Source organism: Luteimonas sp. TWI662 (genome assembly GCF_039673825.1).
Taxonomy (GTDB): Bacteria; Pseudomonadota; Gammaproteobacteria; order Xanthomonadales; family Xanthomonadaceae; genus Luteimonas.
The window spans coordinates 1-20,794 of sequence record NZ_JBDJMI010000001.1 but is presented as its reverse complement, the minus strand read 5'-3'; the positions used below and the strand labels follow the sequence as shown (position 1 = coordinate 20,794).

Annotated in this window: 19 protein-coding genes and 1 pseudogene; 9 read left to right on the top strand and 11 right to left on the bottom strand. The window is 69.4% G+C overall.

Translation table 11 applies throughout. From position 1 onward, the window contains the following. Window positions 1-27: 27 nt before the first annotated feature. The 4 genes from pstA to ABE488_RS00085 form a co-directional block, all read right to left on the bottom strand. The gene (gene pstA, locus ABE488_RS00100) at window positions 28-921 is read right to left on the bottom strand and encodes a phosphate ABC transporter permease PstA (protein ID WP_346446527.1); all 894 of its coding nucleotides are present in this window, start codon (window positions 919-921) and stop codon (window positions 28-30) included. After that, window positions 921-1,895 (bottom strand): phosphate ABC transporter permease subunit PstC, encoded by a 975-nt coding sequence (gene pstC / locus ABE488_RS00095; RefSeq protein ID WP_346444004.1) that lies wholly within the window; start codon window positions 1,893-1,895, stop codon window positions 921-923. Before pstC ends, pstA begins: the two co-directional genes overlap by 1 nt. A gap of 208 nt (window positions 1,896-2,103) precedes the next feature. After that, entirely contained in the window at window positions 2,104-3,192 is a 1,089-nt protein-coding gene (gene pstS, locus ABE488_RS00090) for a phosphate ABC transporter substrate-binding protein PstS (RefSeq protein ID WP_346446526.1), read from the bottom strand. A 599-nt stretch (window positions 3,193-3,791) separates the two neighbouring features. Next, complete coding sequence (locus ABE488_RS00085; protein WP_346444007.1) at window positions 3,792-4,160, bottom strand: VOC family protein; 369 nt, start codon at window positions 4,158-4,160, stop codon at window positions 3,792-3,794. 95 nt (window positions 4,161-4,255) lie between these two features. Here ABE488_RS00085 and ABE488_RS00080 point away from each other — a divergent pair, with 95 nt between their 5' ends. Beyond that, window positions 4,256-4,657 carry a MarR family transcriptional regulator gene (locus ABE488_RS00080; RefSeq protein ID WP_346446524.1) on the top strand — a complete coding sequence of 134 codons (402 nt, stop codon included), beginning with the start codon at window positions 4,256-4,258 and terminating at the stop codon, window positions 4,655-4,657. Window positions 4,658-4,900: 243 nt separating this feature from the next. Here the strand turns inward: ABE488_RS00080 and pstS (ABE488_RS00075) are convergent, their stop codons facing one another. After that, a complete protein-coding gene (gene pstS, locus ABE488_RS00075; RefSeq protein WP_346446523.1) occupies window positions 4,901-5,935 on the bottom strand; it encodes a phosphate ABC transporter substrate-binding protein PstS in 1,035 nt (344 codons plus the stop codon). A 295-nt stretch (window positions 5,936-6,230) separates the two neighbouring features. Here pstS (ABE488_RS00075) and ABE488_RS00070 point away from each other — a divergent pair, with 295 nt between their 5' ends. Beyond that, complete coding sequence (locus tag ABE488_RS00070) at window positions 6,231-7,532, top strand: porin (protein WP_346446521.1); 1,302 nt, start codon at window positions 6,231-6,233, stop codon at window positions 7,530-7,532. A gap of 279 nt (window positions 7,533-7,811) precedes the next feature. Then, window positions 7,812-9,398 (top strand): M20/M25/M40 family metallo-hydrolase, encoded by a 1,587-nt coding sequence (locus ABE488_RS00065; RefSeq protein WP_346446970.1) that lies wholly within the window; start codon window positions 7,812-7,814, stop codon window positions 9,396-9,398. A gap of 144 nt (window positions 9,399-9,542) precedes the next feature. Here the strand turns inward: ABE488_RS00065 and nth are convergent, their stop codons facing one another. From nth to ABE488_RS00050, 3 genes are read right to left on the bottom strand one after another with little or no spacing between them, the layout of a single operon-like run. Beyond that, window positions 9,543-10,235, bottom strand: coding sequence for an endonuclease III (gene nth / locus ABE488_RS00060; protein ID WP_346444013.1), 693 nt, complete (start codon window positions 10,233-10,235; stop codon window positions 9,543-9,545). Further along, complete coding sequence (locus ABE488_RS00055; RefSeq protein ID WP_346446519.1) at window positions 10,232-10,627, bottom strand: hypothetical protein; 396 nt, start codon at window positions 10,625-10,627, stop codon at window positions 10,232-10,234. The genes nth and ABE488_RS00055 overlap by 4 nt, the downstream gene beginning before the upstream one ends. Further along, window positions 10,627-11,409: an enoyl-CoA hydratase-related protein gene (locus tag ABE488_RS00050; protein ID WP_346446518.1), complete on the bottom strand. Its 783-nt coding sequence runs from the start codon at window positions 11,407-11,409 to the stop codon at window positions 10,627-10,629. Before ABE488_RS00050 ends, ABE488_RS00055 begins: the two co-directional genes overlap by 1 nt. A gap of 179 nt (window positions 11,410-11,588) precedes the next feature. Here ABE488_RS00050 and ABE488_RS00045 point away from each other — a divergent pair, with 179 nt between their 5' ends. The 3 genes and pseudogenes from ABE488_RS00045 to ABE488_RS00035 all read left to right on the top strand — a co-directional run bounded on the left by ABE488_RS00045 (window position 11,589) and on the right by ABE488_RS00035 (window position 14,072). Further along, on the top strand, window positions 11,589-12,284 hold the full coding sequence (locus ABE488_RS00045; protein ID WP_346442244.1) for an FKBP-type peptidyl-prolyl cis-trans isomerase N-terminal domain-containing protein: 696 nt from the start codon (window positions 11,589-11,591) through the stop codon (window positions 12,282-12,284). Window positions 12,285-12,403: 119 nt separating this feature from the next. Beyond that, window positions 12,404-13,212: pseudogene (locus tag ABE488_RS00040) on the top strand (NUDIX domain-containing protein). Beyond that, window positions 13,209-14,072: a sulfurtransferase gene (locus ABE488_RS00035; RefSeq protein ID WP_346446517.1), complete on the top strand. Its 864-nt coding sequence runs from the start codon at window positions 13,209-13,211 to the stop codon at window positions 14,070-14,072. Before ABE488_RS00040 ends, ABE488_RS00035 begins: the two are co-directional and overlap by 4 nt. Window positions 14,073-14,097: 25 nt before the next feature. Here the strand turns inward: ABE488_RS00035 and ABE488_RS00030 are convergent, their stop codons facing one another. The 3 genes from ABE488_RS00030 to uvrA all read right to left on the bottom strand — a co-directional run bounded on the left by ABE488_RS00030 (window position 14,098) and on the right by uvrA (window position 18,421). Then, window positions 14,098-14,856 (bottom strand): enoyl-CoA hydratase/isomerase family protein, encoded by a 759-nt coding sequence (locus ABE488_RS00030; protein ID WP_346446516.1) that lies wholly within the window; start codon window positions 14,854-14,856, stop codon window positions 14,098-14,100. 113 nt (window positions 14,857-14,969) lie between these two features. Further along, entirely contained in the window at window positions 14,970-15,374 is a 405-nt protein-coding gene (locus tag ABE488_RS00025) for a thioesterase family protein (protein ID WP_346446515.1), read from the bottom strand. After that, window positions 15,371-18,421: an excinuclease ABC subunit UvrA gene (gene uvrA, locus ABE488_RS00020; protein WP_346446514.1), complete on the bottom strand. Its 3,051-nt coding sequence runs from the start codon at window positions 18,419-18,421 to the stop codon at window positions 15,371-15,373. The genes ABE488_RS00025 and uvrA overlap by 4 nt, the downstream gene beginning before the upstream one ends. A 313-nt stretch (window positions 18,422-18,734) precedes the next feature. Here uvrA and rplU point away from each other — a divergent pair, with 313 nt between their 5' ends. The 3 genes from rplU to cgtA all read left to right on the top strand — a co-directional run bounded on the left by rplU (window position 18,735) and on the right by cgtA (window position 20,583). Next, window positions 18,735-19,055, top strand: coding sequence for a 50S ribosomal protein L21 (gene rplU, locus ABE488_RS00015; RefSeq protein WP_337245031.1), 321 nt, complete (start codon window positions 18,735-18,737; stop codon window positions 19,053-19,055). A 12-nt stretch (window positions 19,056-19,067) separates the two neighbouring features. After that, complete coding sequence (gene rpmA, locus ABE488_RS00010; protein ID WP_047136307.1) at window positions 19,068-19,328, top strand: 50S ribosomal protein L27; 261 nt, start codon at window positions 19,068-19,070, stop codon at window positions 19,326-19,328. 214 nt (window positions 19,329-19,542) lie between these two features. After that, complete coding sequence (cgtA, locus tag ABE488_RS00005) at window positions 19,543-20,583, top strand: Obg family GTPase CgtA (protein WP_346446512.1); 1,041 nt, start codon at window positions 19,543-19,545, stop codon at window positions 20,581-20,583. Window positions 20,584-20,794: the final 211 nt, after the last annotated feature.

Here is a 20,794-nt window from a genome sequence, read left to right as displayed (position 1 = left end):
ATGGGATAGGGAAGGCGGGGCGCGGCGTCAGTCATGTGTCACCCGGTTGCGCAGCAGGATCGCGCGGGCGCCCAGGCTCACCAGCAGCACGAAACAGGTCAGCACCAGCGCGCCGGCCCAGGCCAGTTGCTGCCAGGATTCGTAGGGGCTGCCGGCGTACTGGTACATGACCACCGGCACGCTCGCCATTGGGCGCAGCACGTCGCTGTTCCAGTACTGGTTGCCGAACGCGGTGAACAGCAATGGCGCGGTCTCGCCGCTGATGCGCGCCAGCGCCAGCAGCACGCCGGTGACGATGCCGGCCGACGCGCTGCGGTAGAGCACCTGCACCACGACCTTCCAATGCGGCACGCCCAGCGACAGCGCGGCCTCGCGCATCTGCGTAGGCACCAGTTGCAGCATCTCGTCGGTGGTGCGCACCACGACCGGCAGCACGATGAAGGCCAGCGCGATCGCGCCGGCCAGCGCCGAGAACCGGCCGCCGGTCTGCATCACGAACAGCGTGTAGACGAACAGGCCGAGTACGATTGACGGTGCCGAGAGCAGGATGTCATTGATGAAGCGCACGACCACCCCGGCCTTGCGGGCCCGGCCGTACTCCGACAACCAGGTGCCGGCAGCCACGCCCAGCGGCGTGCCGATCGCGATCGCCAGCGCGCACATCACCGCGCTGCCGAAGAACGCATTGAGCAGGCCGCCCTCCTGCATCGGCGGCGGCGTCATCTGCGTGAACAACTGCAGGTTGATGCCACCGGCGGCTTTGCTGACCAGCGTCCACAGGATCCAGCCCAGGAAGAACAGTCCGAACGCGGCGGTCAGGCAGCCCATGAGGATGGCGATGCCGTTGCGCACGCGGCGGCGCGCATACAGGCGGTCGGCGACCTGGCGTTCGCGTTCGGTGACGGTGGCGACGGCGGTCATCACTTGCCCTCCCGGCGGGCGAGTTGCATCAGCATCAGGCGCGCGATCGCGAGCACCACGAAGGTGACGATGAACAATACGAAGCCCAGCAGCAGCAGCGCCGAGCGGTAGGTCTCGGTGGCTTCGCCGAAGTCGTTGGCGATCAGCGCGGCGATCGTCGTGCCCGGTTCCAGCAGCGAGGGCGTCAGCCGCACCGAGTTGCCGATCACGAAGGCCACCGCCATCGTCTCGCCGAGCGCGCGGCCCAGCCCGAGGAAGATGCCGCCGATGACTGCCGAGCGGGTGTAGGGCAGTACGATGTCCCAGCTGACCTCCCACTTGGTTGCGCCCAACGCGTAGGCCGATTCCTTGAGCCGGGTCGGCACGGTCAGGAACACCTCGCGCATCACCGCCGAGATGAAGGGGATCACCATGATCGCGAGCACGAAGCCGGCAGTCAGCGTGCCGATGCCCAGCGGCGGGCCCTGGAACAGCAGGCCGATGCCGGGAAGCGTGCCCAGGTGGTCGTTGAGCCAGGGCGTCACCCAGGTGGTCATCACCGGCACCAAGACGAACAGGCCCCACATGCCGTAGATGATCGACGGGATGCCGGCGAGCAGTTCGATCGCCGTGCCGACCGGGCCGCGCAGCCAGCGCGGTGCGACCTCGGTCAGGAAGAACGCGATGCCGAAGCTGACCGGCACGGCGATGATCATCGCGATCAGCGCGGTGACGATGGTGCCGGCGATCGGGGCCAGCGCGCCGTAGCGGTTCTCGACCGGATTCCAGTCGGCGCTGGTGAAGAACGACAGGCCCTGCGAGGCGAGCGCATCGCGGCCGCCCCAGAGCATCGACAGCGCGGCGCCGGCGAGCGCGAGCATCACCAGCACCACGGTCGTGGTCAGGACGAAGCGGAACAGGCGATCGGCGCGTGCGTCGCGCAGGTCGCGGTCGCTCGGGGCATCAAACGCGGCGGAAACGGTGGCGGCGGTCATTGGATGTCCAGACAGGAGAGTGGGCCGCAGGTGGCGGGTGCCGTCATTCCCGCGCAGGCGGGACGTGCTCTTCGACAGTCGAACGGCGGGTCACCCCGGGTGGACGCGACCATCGCGATCGGTCCGGGCGGTCTCGCCACCCGCGCAACCCGCATCGCCGCGGGGACGCGGCGTGTCCGCGCCCGCTCGCACGGGCGCGGACACACCGTCACTTGAACTCGGCCGCCCAATAGGCCTCGATCTGCTGCACCAGTTCGGGCGGCAGCGGCACGTAGTGCAGCTCGCTGGCCTGGGCCTGGCCCGACTCGAACGCCCACTTGAAGAAGTCGCGGGTCGCCTGGCTGCGGGCCGCGTCCTTGGGCTGCTTGTGCATCAACATGAAGTTGGTCGCAGTGATCGGCCAGGCATCGGCGCCGGGGGCGTTGGTGATCACCAGGTTGAAGTCCTGCGCGCTGGCCCAGTCGGCGGTCGCGGCCGCTGCGGCGAAGCTCGCTTCGCTCGGCTGCACCCAATTGCCGGCCGCGTTCTGCAGCGAGGCGTACGGCATGCCGTTCTGCAGGGCGTAGGCGAGTTCGACATAGCCGATCGAGCCCTTGATCTGCTGCACGTACGAGGCCACGCCCTCGTTGCCCTTGCCGCCCACGCCGGTCGGCCACTGCACCGAAGTGCCTTCGCCGACCCTGGACTTCCAGTCGGCGCTGACCTTGGACAGGTAGTTGGAGAAGTTGAACGTGGTGCCCGAGCCGTCGGAGCGGTGGACGATGCTGATCTTGCCCGCCGGCAGCGTCACGCCGGGGTTGAGCGCGGCGATCGCCGGATCGTTCCAGGTCGCGACCTTGCCCAGGAAGATGTCGGCGAGCACGGCGCCGGTGAGCTTGAGCTGGCCGGGAGCCAGGCCCTCGACGTTGAGCACGGGCACCACGCCGCCGATCGCCGACGGGAACTGGCCCAGGCCCGCGGCCTGCAGTTCGGCGCTGTCGAGCGGCTTGTCGGACGAACCGAAGTCGACGGTGCCGGCCTTGATCTGGGCGATGCCGCCGCCCGAGCCGATCGACTGGTAGTTGACCTTGTTGCCGGTGGCGGCGTTGTAGTCGGCCGACCACTTGGACACCAGCGGGTAGATGAACGAGGCCCCGGCGCCGGAGATCTCGGCGGCGACGCGATCGCGCGCGCCCTGTTGCGCGGCGGGTGCACCGTCGGCGGTCTGGCCGGCCGGCGCGTCGTTGCCGCCGCAGGCGGCGAGAAAGAGCAGGGAGGACAGCGCGAGTGCGCTGATGCGGACCGGATGACGGGACATGCGAAAAGCTCCATGTGAGGAAGCGACGCAGCGCGCCGCCGGGGTGCGCTCATGAAATGATGTTTTTGTTACAGGCGTATGACGGCGTGGCTGGCGCGCGCTGACCCTCTGACGGGCGGGAGTCGGACCCATGGGCGCGCAGTGCCGCGGTTCCCCGCCACCTGCGACTGTCGACGCCATCCCCCGCCTGGCGGGCAGGGTGGAGAGAGGCGTCGAGCCGGCCCGAGAAAGGCCCTTCTCCCAGAGGCGGGACTGGGAGTTTCACTTCGGATGGGCCGCCGCCTGCCAGCCGAAAACCGCCTTCTCCCCTCGGTCAAAGCCGCTTCGCTGTCCGCTCACGCGAAGCGCAGATCGCGCTTGCATGGAGGTGCGTCGCGCCAGCCATGCCCCCTCTGTGCGACTCGGGCGCGCGCCCGGGGGGCGAAGCCGGCTCGCCCCTGGCGCGCTTGCCCCGGCCACGCGCCGTCAGTCCGCCGCCATAGACGTCTGTAACAGGACTTCGGTGGATGCACAGTCGCTTGCTGAAACAAGCCGCGCGCTTTCGGTCTCAGTGCGTCGTGCTGGTCGCTCCCGTTTCGCGCCGGCCGGCGCGGGCGGGCTCATCGGCGGTCGTGGAGGGTGACGTGGTAGCCGTCGGGATCGGCAAAGGTGAAGGTGCGGCCGAAGGGGCCGTCGATCGGCGCGGAGACGATCGTGTGGTTGTCGGCGACGAGTGCGTCGTGGATCGCCTGCACCTCGGTCGCGTGAAACCACAGCGCGATGCCGACACCCGGCTGCGGCGCAGCCTCCAGATCCGTGCCGGGTACGAGATTGCGGAGGGCGAAGGCGATCGGCTTCGTGTCGAAGACGACGGCGTGGGGCGGCCCGGCGGGGGAGCGGACGAGGCCGAGGTAGCGCTCGTAGAACGCCTGGGAGGCGTCGAGGTCGCGCGTCTGCAGGGAGAGGAAATCGAGGCCGGTGGCGGGCATGATCGTGCTCCTTCATTCGTGTCAGTTAGTTGACACGAGGCACTCTATGTTAGAATCCTGACATGAGTCAAGGTGGAGTCGATCTCGAGACGTCGGTGGGCTACCTGCTCAAGGAGGCCTCGAGCGTACTTCGTGCCGCGATGATCGAGGCGCTGCGGCCCCTCGGCATGACGGTCACGCATTACGCGTGCCTTGAGCTGCTCGCGCAGCGCCCGGGGTTGTCGAACTCCGATCTCTCGCGCGGCGCTTTCGTCACGCGGCAGTCGATGAATGTGCTGCTGCAGGCGCTCGAGCGCGAAGGGCAGGTGACCCGCCCGGCGGAGGCGCCTGTGGGCAAAGCCCTGCCCACGCGTCTCACCCCGCTCGGGCGGCGCAAGCTCGCGCAGGCCACTGCCGCGGTGCGCGACGTCGAGGTGCGGATGCTGGGCGGCTTGAGCGACGGCGAGCGCGCCGAAGCCTTCCGGCTGCTGCGCAGCATGGTCGACGCGCTGCGCTGAGCGTGTCGCTGCCGTCTTTGCGCCCGGCCTGGGTGCAGAACTCAGGAGGGATGCGGCTTGTCGGGGCGCTCGGGGCTTCGCCGGGCCGGACTGCGGAGCGCGCCGACTGAGCCGGACGGTTAGCGCCCGGCGCGACGGGCCCGAAGGCCCGTCGAGAAAGCAAAAGGACGCAGCGCGGGGCCGCGGACCGGCTGGGAGAGGACAACCGGCCCGCGGTGTTGCGAGTGCGAGGCGTCGAAGGAATCAGTAGCGCGCGTTCTGGGTCCAGTAGCGCTCGATCTGCTGCACCAGCGAGGCCGGCAGCGGCACGTAGCCCAGCTCGCGGGCCTGCGGTCCGCCGTTGGCGTAGACCCAGCGGAAGAAGTCCTGCGCATTCTTGGCGCCGGTGCGGTTGCGCGGCGCGCGGTGCATCAGGATGAAGTTGGTTGCCGTGATCGGCCAGGCGTTCTCCCCCGGGGCGTTGGTCATGACCAGGTGGAAGTCGCGCGTCGAGGCCCAATCGGCGCTGGCGGCCGCGGCCGAGAAGGTCTCCTCGCTCGGATTGACGAAGTGGCCCGCGGCATTCTTCAGGCGCGAATAGGCCAGGCGGTTCTGCACCGCATACGACAGTTCGACGTAGCCGATGCCGCCCTTGATCTGCTTGACGTACGCGGCGACGCCTTCGTTGCCCTTGCCGCCGATGCCGACCGGCCACTTGACCGTCGTCCCTTCGCCCACGCCGTTCTTCCACTCCACGCTGACCTTGGACAGGTAGTTGACGAAGTTGAAGGTGGTACCCGAACCGTCAGAGCGGTGGACGACGGTGATGCGTGCATCAGGCAGGGCCAGGCCGCCGTTGAGCGCGACGATCGCCGGGTCGTTCCAACGGGTGATCTTGCCCAGGAAGATGTTGGCCAGCGTGTCGCCATCGAGCTTCATCGCACCGGCGGCGATGCCGTCCACGTTGATGATCGGCACCACGCCGCCGATCACCGAGGGGAACTGGACCAGGCCGGACTTCGCCAGATCCTCGGGCGGGAGCGGTGCGTCCGAGGAGCCGAAGTCGACCGTGCCGGCCTTGATCTGGGCGATGCCGCCGCCCGAACCGATCGACTGGTAGTTGACCTGCTTGCCGGACGCGGCGCGGTAATCGGCCGACCACTTGGTCATCGCCGGATAGACGAACGAGGCGCCGGCGCCGGTGACATCGTTGGCCAGTGCGGGCGCGGCGAATGCGGTCGCCAGCAGGGTGGTCGACAGTGCAAGGGTCGCGACCCGGTTCTTGAGCAGTGCGTACATGAGGTTCCCTGGAGTGATGGACGGCCCACAGCGCCGTGCGGCGTATTTCACGCATGCGAGATGACGGGCCGGCTTCAATCCCGTGACCATGCGATGACGGTGCGCGAGGCGCGGGCCCAGCGCGCCGCCGGGCGCGCTGTCATCGCACTGTCATCGGGTTGCCATCGGCCTGTCAGCGAGCCAGCGCAGTCTGCGCAGCGTCGATAACGGGCGCTTAACGCTGGGCCGGCTCACGCGGGACGTGACGCAAGGTGTGGCGCTTCGACACCTCTCACTCTCTCCACGGGACACCACCATGCGTCATTCCATCCTGGCCGCATCCATCGCCCTCGCTGTCGCGTCCGTTTCCTCCGCCGCTGCCGCCCAGTCTCCGCGCGATGCCGAGGTCGCCGCGCTGCGCGCGCAACTGGCCGAGCTGCAGGCCAAGGTCGACGCACTGGAAGTGCGCACCGATGCGCAGTCGGACATCAACATCGGCACCCAGGAGAGCCTGGACAAGATGGCGACCACCCTGCCGGTCGTCGACACCAAGGGCGGGCTGAAGGTCACCTCGGCCGACAAGCAGTTCGAGTTCTCCGCTGGCGGCCGCCTGCACTTCGATGCCTACGCTTTCGACCGCGACCAGGCCTCGACCACAGGCACCACCGAGTTCCGCCGCGCACGCATCACGTTGCAGGGCAAGGCCTATGGCTGGGATTACAAGTTCGAGCAGGACTTTGCGGCCGGCAGCGGCCTGGATGGCTTCCGCGACGTCTACATCGCCAAGTCGGCGCTGGGCGGCAAGTTCACCATCGGCCACTTCAAGCCGTACCGCTCGATGGAAGAACTCACCAGCTCCAACGAAATCCTGATGATGGAGCGGCCGTTCGCTTCGGCCACCGGGTTGTTCAGCGGCCGCCAGTTCCAGCAGGGCGTGGGCTACCTGCGCGCCGACGGCAACTACACCGCCGGGCTGTCGGTGTTCAACCTGCGCAGTGCGTCGGGCAGCCGCAACGAGGGCGTCGGCGCGGCCGGGCGCGTGACCTTCGCGCCGATCAACACCCAGGACAGCACGCTGCACTTCGGCGGCTGGGTCAGCCAGGAGAACCTCAACCAGGGCTCGGCGGACTTCTCGGCGTCGGCCCACTACGCCGGCCGTCGCGGCCCGTCGCAGACCATCGCCACGACCACCGGCGCCAGCCGCAACCAAGTCACTGCGGTCGGTATCGAAGCCGCGGGCTCGTTCGGGCCGCTGTTCTTCCAGGGCGAGTACGCCAACGCCACGTTCGGCCAGCCGAACGGCCCCGACCAGGACGTCGCGACCTGGTACGTGCAGGGCAGCTGGCTGCTCAACGGCGGCCACAAGGCCTACAAGCCGGGCAACGGCATCTTCGCCTCGCCCAAGGTCGCCGACCGCGGCCTGTGGGAGCTGACCGCGCGCTACGACACGATCGAGAACAAGGACGTGCGCAACATGGACGTCAGCAGCTGGATCGTCGGCATGAACTACTACGTCAATCCGAACCTGCGCTTCATGTTCAACTACACCAAGGGCGACAACACGCTCACTGGCGATGAGACCGGGCAGTACGCGCTGCGCACGCAGTTTGCGTTCTGACCCACGCGGTCCGCGCCACGCACTGGGCCCGCGGTCGATGCCGCGGGCCTTGTGCGTTTTCGGGGCCGCGACCGTCCCACATGCGCATGCGCCATGCCGATAGGTGGAATCGGACATGCGCGGGAGGCGTCGTCGTGCCCGGCTGCGGTTAGCATGGCGGTCCGGCGCCGCGGGAGACGGCGCCGTCGCCGGCCCGTCCTTGTGCGGGCTTTCGTTCCGCAGTCCCCGGGGAGTCTCGTGAGCACGCAATCCCACGTTTTCCGCCTGTTGCAGGCGGCACTGGCCGCCGTTGTCCTGTCGCCGGCGCTGGCATTCGCCCAGGCCGTCGAGCCGGTCGATCTCGATGTCGTGGCCCGGATCCGCCACGAAGCCTTCCATCGTTCGCAGGCCGCCGCCAATCTCAAGGAACTCACCGAAACCGTGGGGCCGCGCCTGACCAACTCGCCGGCCTACGTGCGGTCGAGCGCCTGGGCACGCGGCAAGCTGGCGGGCTGGGGCCTGTCGAACGTGCACGACGAGGTCTACGACCCGGCCTTCGGCCGCGGCTGGGAGTTCCTCGCATCGCGGGTGGAACTGCTCGCACCGCGCGCACTGCCGATCCACGCGCTGCCCAAGGCCTGGACCCCCGGCACCGATGGCCCGGTCGAGGGCGAGGTGGTCCTGGCGACGTTCAAGACGCTTGAGGACATCGACAAGCAGCGCGGCAAGCTCGCCGGCAAGATCGTGCTGCTGGATGAGGCGCGCGCCTACAAGCCGGCCGACAAGCCCGACTTCCGCCGCTATACCGAGGAGGACCTCGGCGAGCTGCAGACCTTCCCGGTGCCGCAGGACCCGGCCGGCGATGCGCAGGACAAGCGCCTGGACGAGTACCGCAAGCGCCAGGCGCTCAACCGTGCCCTCAACGCGTTCTTTGCCGAGGAAGGCGTGCTGGCGACGCTGTCGATCAGTTCCTGGGACAACGGCATCGTCCGGGTGATGGGCGGGGGCGCGCGCAAGGCCGGCGAGCCGGTCGGGGTGCCGGATCTGGTGGTCGCCGCCGAGCACTACAACCAGCTCGTGCGCGCGGTCGAGCGCGGCCAGGCGCCGCGGTTGCGGGTCGACGTGGATGCGCGCTTCACCAGCGATGACGATCTGCCGGCCAGCAACACCTTTGCCGACCTGCCCGGCAGTTCGAAGGCCGACGAACTGGTGATCATCGGTGCGCACCTCGATTCCTGGCATACCGGGACCGGCGCGGCCGACAACGGCGCCGGCGTGGTCGTGATGATGGAAGCGATGCGTATCCTCAAGGCGATCGACGTGCGCCCGAAGCGCACCATCCGGATCGCGCTGTGGGGCGGCGAGGAGCAGGGCCTGCACGGGTCGGCCGGTTACGTCTCCAGGCACCTGGCGGCCTATCCCGAACCGACCGATCCCGAGCAGCGGGCCCTGCCGCAGTCGTTCCAGCGCGGCACCGGTCCGCTGCAGCGCCAGCGTGGCTACGACCGGTTCTCCACGTACTTCAACTTCGACAACGGCACCGGTCGCATCCGCGGCATCTATGCGCAGGAGAATCACGCCGCGGTGCCGATCTTCCAGGCGTGGCTGGCGCCGTTCGCCGACCTGGGCGCGCGCATCGTCACCACGCGCAACACCGGCAGCACCGACCATATCTCGTTCGATCGCGTCGGCCTGCCAGGCTTCCAGTTCGTGCAGGACCCCGCCGACTACTTCAGCCATGTCCACCACACGCACCTGGACACCTACGACCACGTGGTGCCCGAGGACCTGAAGCAGGCGGCGGCGATCATCGCCTCGTTCGCCTATCACGCCGCGATGCGCGAGCAGCGGTTGCCGCGCAAGCCGTTCGTCGAACGCGACGAGTGATGCGGTCGGGCACGGCGGTGCAGCCGCCGCCGTGCCGGCGCGCTCGCTCGAGCGGGCACAGGGCCTTGGTTCCGCTTGAGCGCTATCGCTCCGGGATACGCACGACAGAGGCCCGGCAAGGCCCCGCGGCACGATGGATGGGCGTCAGTCCACCGTCCCGGGGGTCTTGTCCTTGAACCGGCACAGGTCGCGGATCACGCACTTCGGGCAGTCGGGCCTGCGCGCCTTGCAGGTGTAGCGGCCATGCAGGATCAGCCAGTGGTGCGCGCCGAGCAGGAATTCCTCGGGCACCACCCGCAGCAGCCGGTCCTCGACCGCGCGCACGTCCTTGCCCGGCGCAAGACCGGTGCGGTTGGACACGCGGAAGATATGCGTGTCGACCGCGATCGCCGGCTCGCCGAACACGGTGTTGAGCACGACATTGGCGGTCTTGCGGCCGACGCCGGGCAAGGCCTCGAGCGCAGCGCGATCGTGCGGGACCTCGCCGCCGTGCTGCTCGACGAGGATGCGGCAGGTGGCGATGACGTTCTTGGCCTTGGCGTTGAACAGGCCGATCGTCGCGATGTGGCGCTTGAGGCCGTCCTCGCCCAGGTCGAGGATCGCCTGCGGCGTGTTGGCGACCGGATACAGCCGCCGGGTGGCCTTGTTGACGCCGACATCGGTGGCCTGCGCCGACAGGATCACCGCGATCAGCAACTCGAACGGCGTGGTGTATTCGAGCTCGGTCGTGGGCTCGGGATCGAGCGCGCGCAGCCGCGAAAACAGGTCGTGGATCTCGGCCCGGGTCAACGTCGGGCCGCGGCGCCTGGGCGGGGTGGGCTGGGCGCCGTCGCTCATGCGCCGCCTGCGCGCGCCTTGGCGCGGGCCAGGATGGCCGCGGCGCTGGCGGGCAGTGCCGGCCGCGGCGGCAGGGCGGCATCCGCTGCGGAGGCGGGCGCTGCGACAGGCGCCGGCGCACGTGCGGCCTCGCGTGCGGCCTCGCGTGCGGCCGCGCGTTGTGCGAGCCGGGCGTCGCGGCGGCGGTACCGTGCGCGCGCGTCCCAGGCTGCCTGCAGCCGTGCGCGCGCGTCGAGCAGCCGCGTGCGCGCGTCGTCGTCGAGCGACGCGGTCGCCGCGTCCGGCCAGGCGGCCATCAGGCCGGCCTCGATCGCACCGTCGAGATCGTCGCGGCGCAGCAGAGCGACCAGGTGGTGCATCGAGGCTGGGCTGGCGATGGGCTGGCCGGGCATCAACGGTTTCCGAACGTGGGCTTGCGTCGCTCGAGGAATGCGCGCGTCCCCTCGCGCATGTCCTGCGTCGAGAACGCCAGGCCAAACTGCGCGGCCTCGTAGGCCAGGCCCTCATCGAGCGCGGTCTCGCCGCCGATGTGGACGCAGTCGAGGATGCCGCGCAGCGCCAGCGGCGCGGCCTGCGCCAGTTGCGTGGCCAGCGCCATCGTCTCGGCCTCCAGCGCATCGGCCGGCACCACGCGGTTGACGATGCCCAGCGCCTGCGCGCGCGTCGCGTCGATCGGTGTGCCGGTCAGGCACAGTTCGAGGGTCGCCGCGCGGCCGGCCAGGCGCAGCAGGCGCTGGCTGCCGCCGAAGCCCGGAATCAGGCCGAGATTGATTTCCGGCTGGCCGAGTTTGGCGGTATCGGCAGCGATACGCAGGTGGCAGGCCATCGCCAGTTCCAGCCCACCGCCGAGCGCGAAGCCGTTGACCATCGCGATCACCGGCTTGGGCATGGTCTCGATGCGGCGCATCGTGCGCTGGCCGCGCAACGCGAAATCGCGCCCCTCGACCGGGCGCAGGTCGGCCATCTCGGCGATGTCCGCGCCCGCGACGAAGGCTTTGGGGCCGGCGCCGGTCAGCACGACCACACGCACGTCGGGCGCCTGGGCCGCGGCCTCGAAGGCCTCGAACAGCGCATCGAGCGTCGCCGAGTTCAGCGCATTCAGTTTTTCCGGGCGGTGGACGGCGACCACGCGGATGCCGTCGCGATCGTCTATCAGCAGCGGGGAGTCGGCCATACGGGCTCCTGGCGCGGGACGCGGCGCCTGGAACTCGCCGGACCGCGCGCGGTCGGATAGGGAGGTCGTCAGTGGCGGTTAAGCCCTGCGACCGCTATCCTAACGCGTCAAGAGGGGCGGTTCGACCGCCCTTTCTCGTACAGGCGATATCGAAATCTGACCTAGCGGAGAACCAGGGAATGAAGTTGCGTTTTATTGCGGCCGCCGTGGCGGCCATCACGTTCAGCGGTTCCGCGTTCGCACAGCAGCAGGCCGCAGCTCCCGCGGCATCGGCGACCGACAGGACCACGCTGAGCTATGCGCTGGGGTTCGATCTGGGCAATCGCCTGGCCGAGACCGGTGAGTCGGTCGACGTCAACACGATCATCAAGGGCCTGCAGGACGGTCACGGCAAGCGCGAGCCGACCTACACCCCCGAGCAGATGGGCGCGGCCTACAACGGCTTCCAGCAGCGCATGCAGCAGAAGATCGTCGCCGAGCGTCGCGCGGCGCTGACCGAGAACGAGGGCAAGGCCTCGGCGTTCCTGGCCGAGTACAAGGCGCGCGAAGGCGTGGTGTCGCTGCCCAGCGGCGTGATGTACCGCGTCGTCGAAGCCGGTTCGGGTGCCAAGCCCACCGCGTCGAGCCAGGTCGAGATCGCCTATCAGGCGCTGATCGTGCCGGTCGGTATCGGCGTCAGCGCCGAGGACAAGACCGCGCCCTTCCGCGTGTCGGAGGCCCAGATCACCGGTCTGCGCGAAGTGCTGCCGCTGATGCCGCTCAACGCGGTCTACGAGATCGTGCTGCCGCCGGGCAAGTTCGTCACCGGGCAGAACGCGCAGGAGATCGCCAAGCAGCCGGTCGGCGTGATGGTGAAGCTGCTCAGCGTTCGCTGATCACGGTTTTGCAAGTGTGTCCGACGACGCCGACGTGCCCCGCACGTCGGCGTCGTCGTGTCCGGGCCACGCGCTGCCTGGCGCACGCCGCACGTGCGCCGCGCCGCTAGAATGGCGGGATGGATGCTTCCTTCCGCGCCGTGCCCACGCCGTGCACCGGCGTGTGCACGCTCGACGACCAGGGCCGCTGCGACGGCTGCCTGCGCAGCACCGAGGAGATCGGGCGCTGGCTGCAGATGAGCGATGCCCAGCGCCGACATCTGATGGAGGTGGTCTTGCCCGCCCGCCAGGCCGCACGCGCATGACCCCGCCCGTCCTCGCGGCACGCCTGCGCCGGGTATTGCACCCGCTCGACGGGGCGCCGACCGCACGCGGCTGGAATGTCGACGAACTCGACGGCCTGCTCGCGCCGGACGCGACCTTGCGCGAGGCCGCGGTGCTGGTCGGTCTGGTGGAGCGCGAGCGCGGCCTGCAGGCGCTGCTGACGCGGCGGACCGACACGCTGCGCCATCACGCCGGCCAGGTCAGCTTTCCCGGTGGCCGGCTCGAGCCCGAGGATCACGGCCCGCTGCAAGCCGCACTGCGCGAGGCGAACGAGGAAATCGGACTGGTGCCCGCTCAGGCCGCACCGCTGGGCTTTCTCGATCCGCTGGCGACCGTGACCGGCTACCGTGTGGTGCCGGTGGTGGCGATGCTCGATCCCGGTTTTGCGCCCGTGCCCGATCCGGGCGAGGTCGCCGAGGTGTTCGAGGTGCCGCTGGATTTCCTGATGTCGCCGGCGACGCTGCGCCAGGTCGACATCGCGTTCGCCGGACGCACGCGCCACGTGCTCGAGTACGAAACCGTGCCCGACGCGCCGACCCATCGCATCTGGGGCGTGACCGCGTCGATCCTGCTGAATTTGCGGCGTCATCTGGAGCGCGCATGAGCGCGGACTGGCGCACGCTGGTCTCCGCCGAGGCGCTGGCCGCCGCGCTCGGTCGCGACCGTCTGTGCGTGGTCGACTGTCGGTTCTCGCTCGCGGCCTCGGCCGGCGCCCTGGATGCCGGGGAACGCGCCTGGCGCGCGGCGCATGTGCCCGGTGCGGTGTACGCGCATCTCGATCGCGACCTGTCGGGGCCGCACGGTCCCGGCCGAGGCCGACATCCCTGGCCGACGGCGGCTGCGTTCGCGCAGACCCTGGGGCGCTGGGGCATTGATGCGGCCACCCAGGTGGTGGCCTATGACGACGGCGACGGCGCATTCGCCGCGCGGTTGTGGTGGCTGCTGCGCAGCTTCGGCCATTCCCGGGTCGCGGTGCTGGACGGCGGTTGGGCGCGTTGGACCGCGCTGGGGTTGCCCGTCGAGGCGCAGGCGCCGGTGCGCGTGTCGCGCGAGGTTGCCGGCACCTTCGATGCCGGCGCGCTGCTGCACGCAGCCGACGACGTCCAGCGCCATGTCGCCGCGGGCGGCTTGCTCGTCGACGCCCGTGCCGCGCCCCGGTTCCGCGGTGAGGTCGAACCGATCGATCCGCGTGCCGGTCACGTGCCTGGCGCGATCAATCGGCCGTATGCCGACAATCTGGCCGACGGCCGGTTCAAGCCCGCCGATGCGCTGGCGCGCGAGTTCGGCGCGCTGCTCGACGGCCATCCGCCCTCGGCGCTGGTCGCGATGTGCGGCTCGGGCGTGACCGCTTGCCATCACCTGTTGGCAATGGCGCATGCCGGGCTCGATGGCGCGCGGCTGTACAGCGGTTCGTGGAGCGGCTGGATCGACGATCCCGCGCGTGCGGTGGCGACCGGGCCGTAAATCGTGCAGTGTGTTGGGCGACGCGTCAGCGCCCCAGCCGCGCCACCAGGGCGCGCAGGCCGGCCTGGGTGTCGGGCGCCTGCCAGGCCGCGAGTTGGCGGTCGAGATCGAGCCGGTCGGGCTGCAACGCCTCGACGAGATCGGCGCGTGCGATCCGGCGCGTCTCGCGCATCGGTGCCTGCGGCAATGCCAGCAGCGACCGCAGCCAGCCACAGGCGGCCGCTACCGTCTCTTCGGGCTCGGCCAGGGCGTCGACCAGTCCGAGCCGCAGTGCTTCCTCCGGATCGACTTGCAGGCCGCCCACCAGCAGGCGCTCGGCCTGGCGCTGGCCCACGGTGCGCCGCATCAGCTGCTGGATCCCGATCGGCGCGACCAGCCCGACCTGGGTCTCGTTGAGGCCGATCCCGAACGCGCCGCGCGTCATCACCCGGTAGTCGCAGGCCAGCGCCAGCACGCAGCCGCCGGCCGGCGCGTGGCCGGTGATCGCGGCCGCGACCGGTACGGGCGAGACCGCGACCGCGCGCACGGCATCGAAGAAGCCGTCCCAGGCCGCGCGCAGCGCGGACGCATCGAGCGTCAGCAGATACGGCACGTCGAGCCCGGCGGAGAAGAACCGCGGCTGACCCGACAGCACCAAGCCGGCGACGCTGTCGTCGTCGGCTGCTGCCTCCACGGCCTCGCGCAGCGCCCGGCACAACGTGGGGTCGAGCGCATTGACCGGCGCGCGTGCGAGCCGCAGCTCGCGGATCGGGCCATGGGTGAGGATCTCGATCGGGGACGGCATCGTGGACCTTCCGGCAGAACAGGAGCGGCGATGGTAGACGATGCCGTCGGCGCGGCCGATCGCTCGAGCAAGCGCATGCGGCACGTTACGCCGCTTGTGTCTCCGGCGTGGTGTCAGGCCAGCGCCTTGGCCCGCACCGACTCGGGCAGCGCCGTCGGCCGCCCGGTCGCGCGGTCGATCCAGACCACGACGACGTGGCCGTCGGCATGCAGGGTGGCGCCGTCCTCGGACACGATGCGGTGGCCGACGGTGACGCTGGTCGTGCCCACGCGCTGCGCCGACAACTCGACGACGATGCGCGAAGGGTAGGGGATCGGCAGCCGGTAGTTCATCTGCACCGCCGCCAGCAGCGGCGCAGTGGCCTCGGTGACCCATGCTTCGCCGATCGAGTCGAACCAGCGGATGCGCGCTTCCTCCAGATAGGTCATGAAGGTTGCGTTGTTGACGTGGTCGAACGCGTCGAGGTCGCGCCAGCGCAACTCGATCGGCACACGGATCAGCACCTTCGCATCGTTCATGCCTTGGCTCCCTTCGCCTTGCTCGTCTTGCCGGCCCGCTTGGCCGCGGGCTTCGACTTGGGCTTGGTGTCGGTCTTGCGCAGTTCCGCGCGAGCGGCGGCCTCGGCCTCGGCGGCCTTGGTCGAGGCGCCCTTGCGCGGCAGCGGCTTGGGCAGGTGCGCGGTCGACTTGCGGGCCAGCTTGCGCGCCGCCCGCGGCTCGGCAGCCTCGGCCGGCACGGTCTGCAGCAGGCGCGCGAGGAACTGGCCGGTGTGCGACTGGGGCATCGCGGCGACCTGCTCGGGCGTGCCTTCGGCGATGATCTGCCCGCCGCGGTGGCCGCCCTCCGGGCCCAGGTCGATGACCCAGTCGGCGGTCTTGATGACGTCGAGGTTGTGCTCGATCACCACGACCGTGTTGCCGTCGTCACGCAGCTTGTGCAGCACGCTGAGCAGGTGCTCGATGTCGTGGAAGTGCAGGCCGGTCGTGGGCTCGTCGAGGATGTAGAGCGTGCGCCCGGTGTCGCGGCGCGAGAGCTCCTTCGACAGCTTGACGCGCTGCGCCTCGCCGCCCGACAGCGTGGTCGCGCTCTGCCCGAGCTTGACGTAGCTCAGGCCGACATCGACCAGCGTTTCGAGCTTGCGCGCGATCGGCGGCAGGTGCTCGAACAGCGTCAGCGCGTCCTCGACCGTCATCTCCAGCACGTCGTGGATGCTGTGGCCCTTGTAGAGGATCTCCAGCGTCTCGCGGTTGTAGCGCTTGCCCTGGCACACGTCGCAAGGCACGTAGACGTCGGGCAGGAAGTGCATCTCGACCTTCAGCAGGCCGTCGCCCTGGCAGGCCTCGCAGCGACCGCCGCGCACGTTGAAGCTGAAGCGGCCTGGCGAATAACCGCGCGCACGCGCCTCGGGCACCTGCGCAAACAACTCGCGCAGCGGCGTGAACAGGCCGGTGTAGGTCGCCGGGTTGGACCGCGGCGTGCGTCCGATCGGCGACTGGTCGATGTCGACGACCTTGTCGAACAGATCCAGGCCCTCGATCTCGCGGTAGGGCGCGGCCTTGTGCGAGGCGCCGTTGATCTCGTTGGCGGCCAGCGAGTGCAGGGTGTCGTTGATCAACGTCGACTTGCCCGAGCCCGAGACGCCGGTGATCGCGGTGAACAGCCCCGAGTGGATCGTCAGGTCGACGTTCTTGAGGTTGTTGCCCGACGCGCCCAGCAGCCGCAGCCGCATCTTTGGATTGGGCGTGTGGCGCTTGGCCGGGATCTCGATTCGCCGCTTGCCCGACAGGTACTGGCCGGTCAGCGAGCGCGGGGCCTTGAGCACGTCGTCGTAGCTGCCCTGGGCGACAACCTCGCCGCCGTGCACGCCGGCGCCCGGGCCGATGTCGACGATGTGGTCGGCCAGGCGGATCGCGTCCTCGTCGTGCTCGACGACGATCACCGTGTTGCCCAGGTCGCGCAGGCGGGTCAGCGTGCCGAGCAGGCGCTCGTTGTCGCGCTGGTGCAGGCCGATCGACGGCTCGTCGAGCACGTACATCACGCCGACCAGGCCGGCGCCGATCTGCGAGGCCAGCCGGATGCGCTGCGCCTCGCCGCCCGACAGCGTGTCGGCCTTGCGCTCGAGGGTCAGATAGTCCAGGCCGACGTCGACCAGGAAGCTCAGCCGCTCGCCGATCTCCTTGACGATCTTGGCGGCGATCTCGCCGCGCCAGCCCGGCAGCTCCAGGCCTTCGAAGAACGCCAGTGCCTCGTCGATCGGCAGCACCACCAGCGACTGCAGCGGCCGGTCGGCGACGAACACGTTGCGCGCCGAGCGGTTGAGCCGCGCGCCGCCGCAGTCCGGGCACGGGCGTTCGCTGATGAACTTGGCGAGCTCCTCGCGCACCGCGGCCGACTCGGTCTCGCGATAGCGCCGCTCCAGGTTCGGCACGATCCCCTCGAACCGGTGCTTGCGCTGGGTGCGCGCGCCCGAGTCGGTGATGTAGGTGAAGGTGATCGTCTCCTCGCCACTGCCCAGCAGCACCGCATCGCGCGAGGCCTGCGGCAGGTCCTGCCACGGCGCGTCGACGTCGAACTTGTAGTGACGGGCCAGCGACTGGATCAGCTGGAAGTAGTAGGCGTTGCGGCGGTCCCAACCGCGCACCGCACCGGCCGCCAGCGACAGCTCGGGGTGCACGACGACGCGGTCGGGATCGAAGAATTCGCTCATGCCCAGGCCGTCGCAGGTCTGGCAGGCGCCCATCGGTGCGTTGAACGAGAACAGTCGCGGCTCGAGCTCGGGCAGCGCGTAGTCGCAGACCGGGCAGCTGTACTTGGACGAGAACAGCTGCGGCGGAATCGACGCATCGTCGATCGCCTGCACCGAAGCCATGCCCTCGCCGAGCTTGAGCGCGGTCTCGAAGGACTCGGCCAGCCGCTGCTTCATGTCCTCGCGCACCTTGAAGCGGTCGATGACCGCTTCGATGGTGTGCTTCTGGCGCAGCGCCAGCGTCGGCAGCGCGTCGATCTCGTACAGTTCGCCGTCCACGCGCACGCGCACATAGCCCTGGGCGCGCAGTTGCTCGAAGACCTGCGCATGCTCGCCCTTGCGGTCGCGCACGACCGGCGCCAGCAGCATCCAGCGCTGTTCGGGATCGAGTGCGAGCACCTGGTCGACCATCTGGCTGACGGTCTGCGCCTCGAGCGGGTAGCCGTGGTCGGGGCAGCGCGGGCTGCCGACGCGTGCATAGAGCAGGCGCAGGTAGTCGTAGATCTCGGTGATCGTGCCGACGGTCGAGCGCGGGTTGTGCGAGGTCGACTTCTGCTCGATCGAGATCGCCGGGCTCAGGCCCTCGATGTGGTCGAGATCGGGCTTCTCCATCACGCTGAGGAACTGCCGCGCATAGGATGACAGCGACTCGACGTAGCGGCGCTGGCCTTCGGCGTAGATCGTGTCGAAGGCCAGCGACGACTTGCCCGAGCCCGACAGGCCGGTGATGACGATCAGCTGGTCGCGCGGCAGGTCGAGATCGATGTTCTTGAGATTGTGGGTACGGGCACCGCGAATGCGGATGGTGTCCATCGCCATCGACGTCAGGTCCGGTTGGAGGGCGGGGGAGGCACGCGCGCGCCCTTGAGAGGCGCGGGAACGGGCAATCGGTCAGACTACCGAGCCGGTCATTTGGGGGCAAATCGGCCGAACGCCAGTGTGACGGGGGCCGGTCGCAGGCCGTGAGACGAGGCGGTTCAGGTGCCCGGGCTGGCGCCTGCCCCGCAGAGCGGCGCGCACGTCCGTCCGATCTGGGGCGGTTTGACCGCAAGCCGCTGATCGCATTACAATTCCGCTCCTGTCCGCCCTCGATGGCGGCAGCGACCACAATAACTACAGAGGAAGTCTGGTCATGAGTTATGCAGTCCTGGTGACGGGCGGCAAGCAGTACCGCGTGATGGCGGGCGAGACGCTGCGCGTCGAGAAGCTCGACGGCGACGTCGGCAGCGAGATCAAGTTCGACAACGTCCTGCTGCTCGGCGACGCCGACGGCGTGAAGCTCGGCGATGCGCTCGCCGGCGCCAGCGTCAGCGCGACGATCAAGTCGCACGGCCGCGCCGAGAAGATCCGCATCATCAAGTTCCGCCGCCGCAAGCACCACATGAAGCGGCAGGGGCACCGTCAGCACTACACCGAAATCGAGATCACCGGCATCGCCGGTGGCAGCAAGTAAGGAGCAGCAGGCATGGCACACAAGAAGGGCGTAGGTTCCTCGCGCAACGGCCGCGACTCCAACCCGAAGTACCTCGGCGTCAAGATCTACGGTGGTCAGGCCATCGAGGCCGGCAACATCATCGTGCGTCAGCGCGGCACCCAGTTCCATCCGGGTAGCGGCGTCGGCCTGGGTCGCGACCACACGCTGTACGCGCTGGTCGACGGCAAGGTCGAGTTCACGACCAAGGGTCCGAAGAACCGCCGCACCGTCAACGTCGTCGCCGCGCAGTAATCCCCGCGCGACGTCGTCCGGCACGAAGCCCCGCTCCGGCGGGGTTTCGTCTTTCTGGCGGCGCAGCCCACCAGGAAAGACGGGATTCGGGAATGGGAATTCGGGCGCCGCACGCGCGCACCGCATGTCCAGAGCCGGTCCACCAGAGCGAGGCAGGTAGACTGCTGCCGCCCCGCTTGTCCCAATCCCCCATTTTTTTCGAATCCCCAATCCCATGAAGTTAGTCGACGAAGTCGAAATCACCGTCACTGCCGGCAACGGCGGCAATGGCTGCGTCGGGTTCCGGCGTGAGAAGTTCATTCCGCTCGGTGGGCCGGACGGCGGCGACGGCGGCGACGGCGGCAGTGTCTGGTTGATCGCCGACGAGAACCTCAACACGCTGGTCGATTTCCGTCACCAGACGATGTACCGCGCGCAGCGCGGCGAGAACGGCATGGGCCGGCAGATGTACGGCAAGGGCGGCGACGATCTGGTGATCGTGGTGCCGGTCGGCACCGTCGTGCACAACGTCACCACCGACGAGGTCATTGGCGATCTGACCGCGCACGGTCAGCGGCTGCTGGTGGCGCGCGGCGGCAAGGGCGGCCTGGGCAACATGCACTTCAAGAGCTCGACCAATCGCTCGCCGCGCCAGTCGACGCCGGGCGAGGGCGGCGAGGAGCGCACGCTGCGGCTCGAGCTCAAGCTGCTGGCCGACGTCGGTCTGTTGGGGTTCCCGAACGCCGGCAAGAGCACGCTGATCCGGGCGGTCTCGGCGGCGACGCCGAAGGTCGCCGACTATCCGTTCACCACGCTGTATCCGAACCTGGGTGTGGTCAGCGTCGAGCCGGCGCGCAGCTTCGTGATCGCCGATATCCCCGGTCTGATCGAGGGGGCGGCCGATGGCGCGGGGCTGGGGGCGCTGTTCCTGCGCCACATCCAGCGCACCCGGTTGTTGCTGCATCTGGTGGAGATCGCGCCGCTCGACGGCAGCGATGCGGTCGACCAGGTGCGCGCGATCGAGCGCGAGCTCGGCAAGTTCGATGCGGCGCTGCTCGACAAGCCGCGCTGGCTGCTGATCAACAAGGCCGACACGCTGCTGCCCGAAGAGGCGCAGGCCGAGGCAGCGCGGATCGTCGATGCGTTGGCGTGGGCGGGTCCCTGGTTTCTGATCTCGGGGCTGGCCCACGAGGGCACGCGCGAAGTGATGCTCAAGGTCCAGGCTGCGCTCGACGAGCTCGATCGGCAGGCCCGCGAGGCGGCCGACGCAGTCTAGGCCGCTGCCCGCAGTTGCCCCTTTGAAGCCCGGCCTCTGGCCGGGCTTTTCTTCGTGCGCGCTTGTGCGCGCAATCGTTCGATCACGGTGAGGGCGGGCTTCGGTGGCGGCGTTGCGCCTGCCGGGGTTGCTCCTCGGCTCGGTCACGCATCAATCGGGAAAACCGGGGTCAGAGTGCAATTTAGCCGTTCGTACATGCACTCTGAACCCG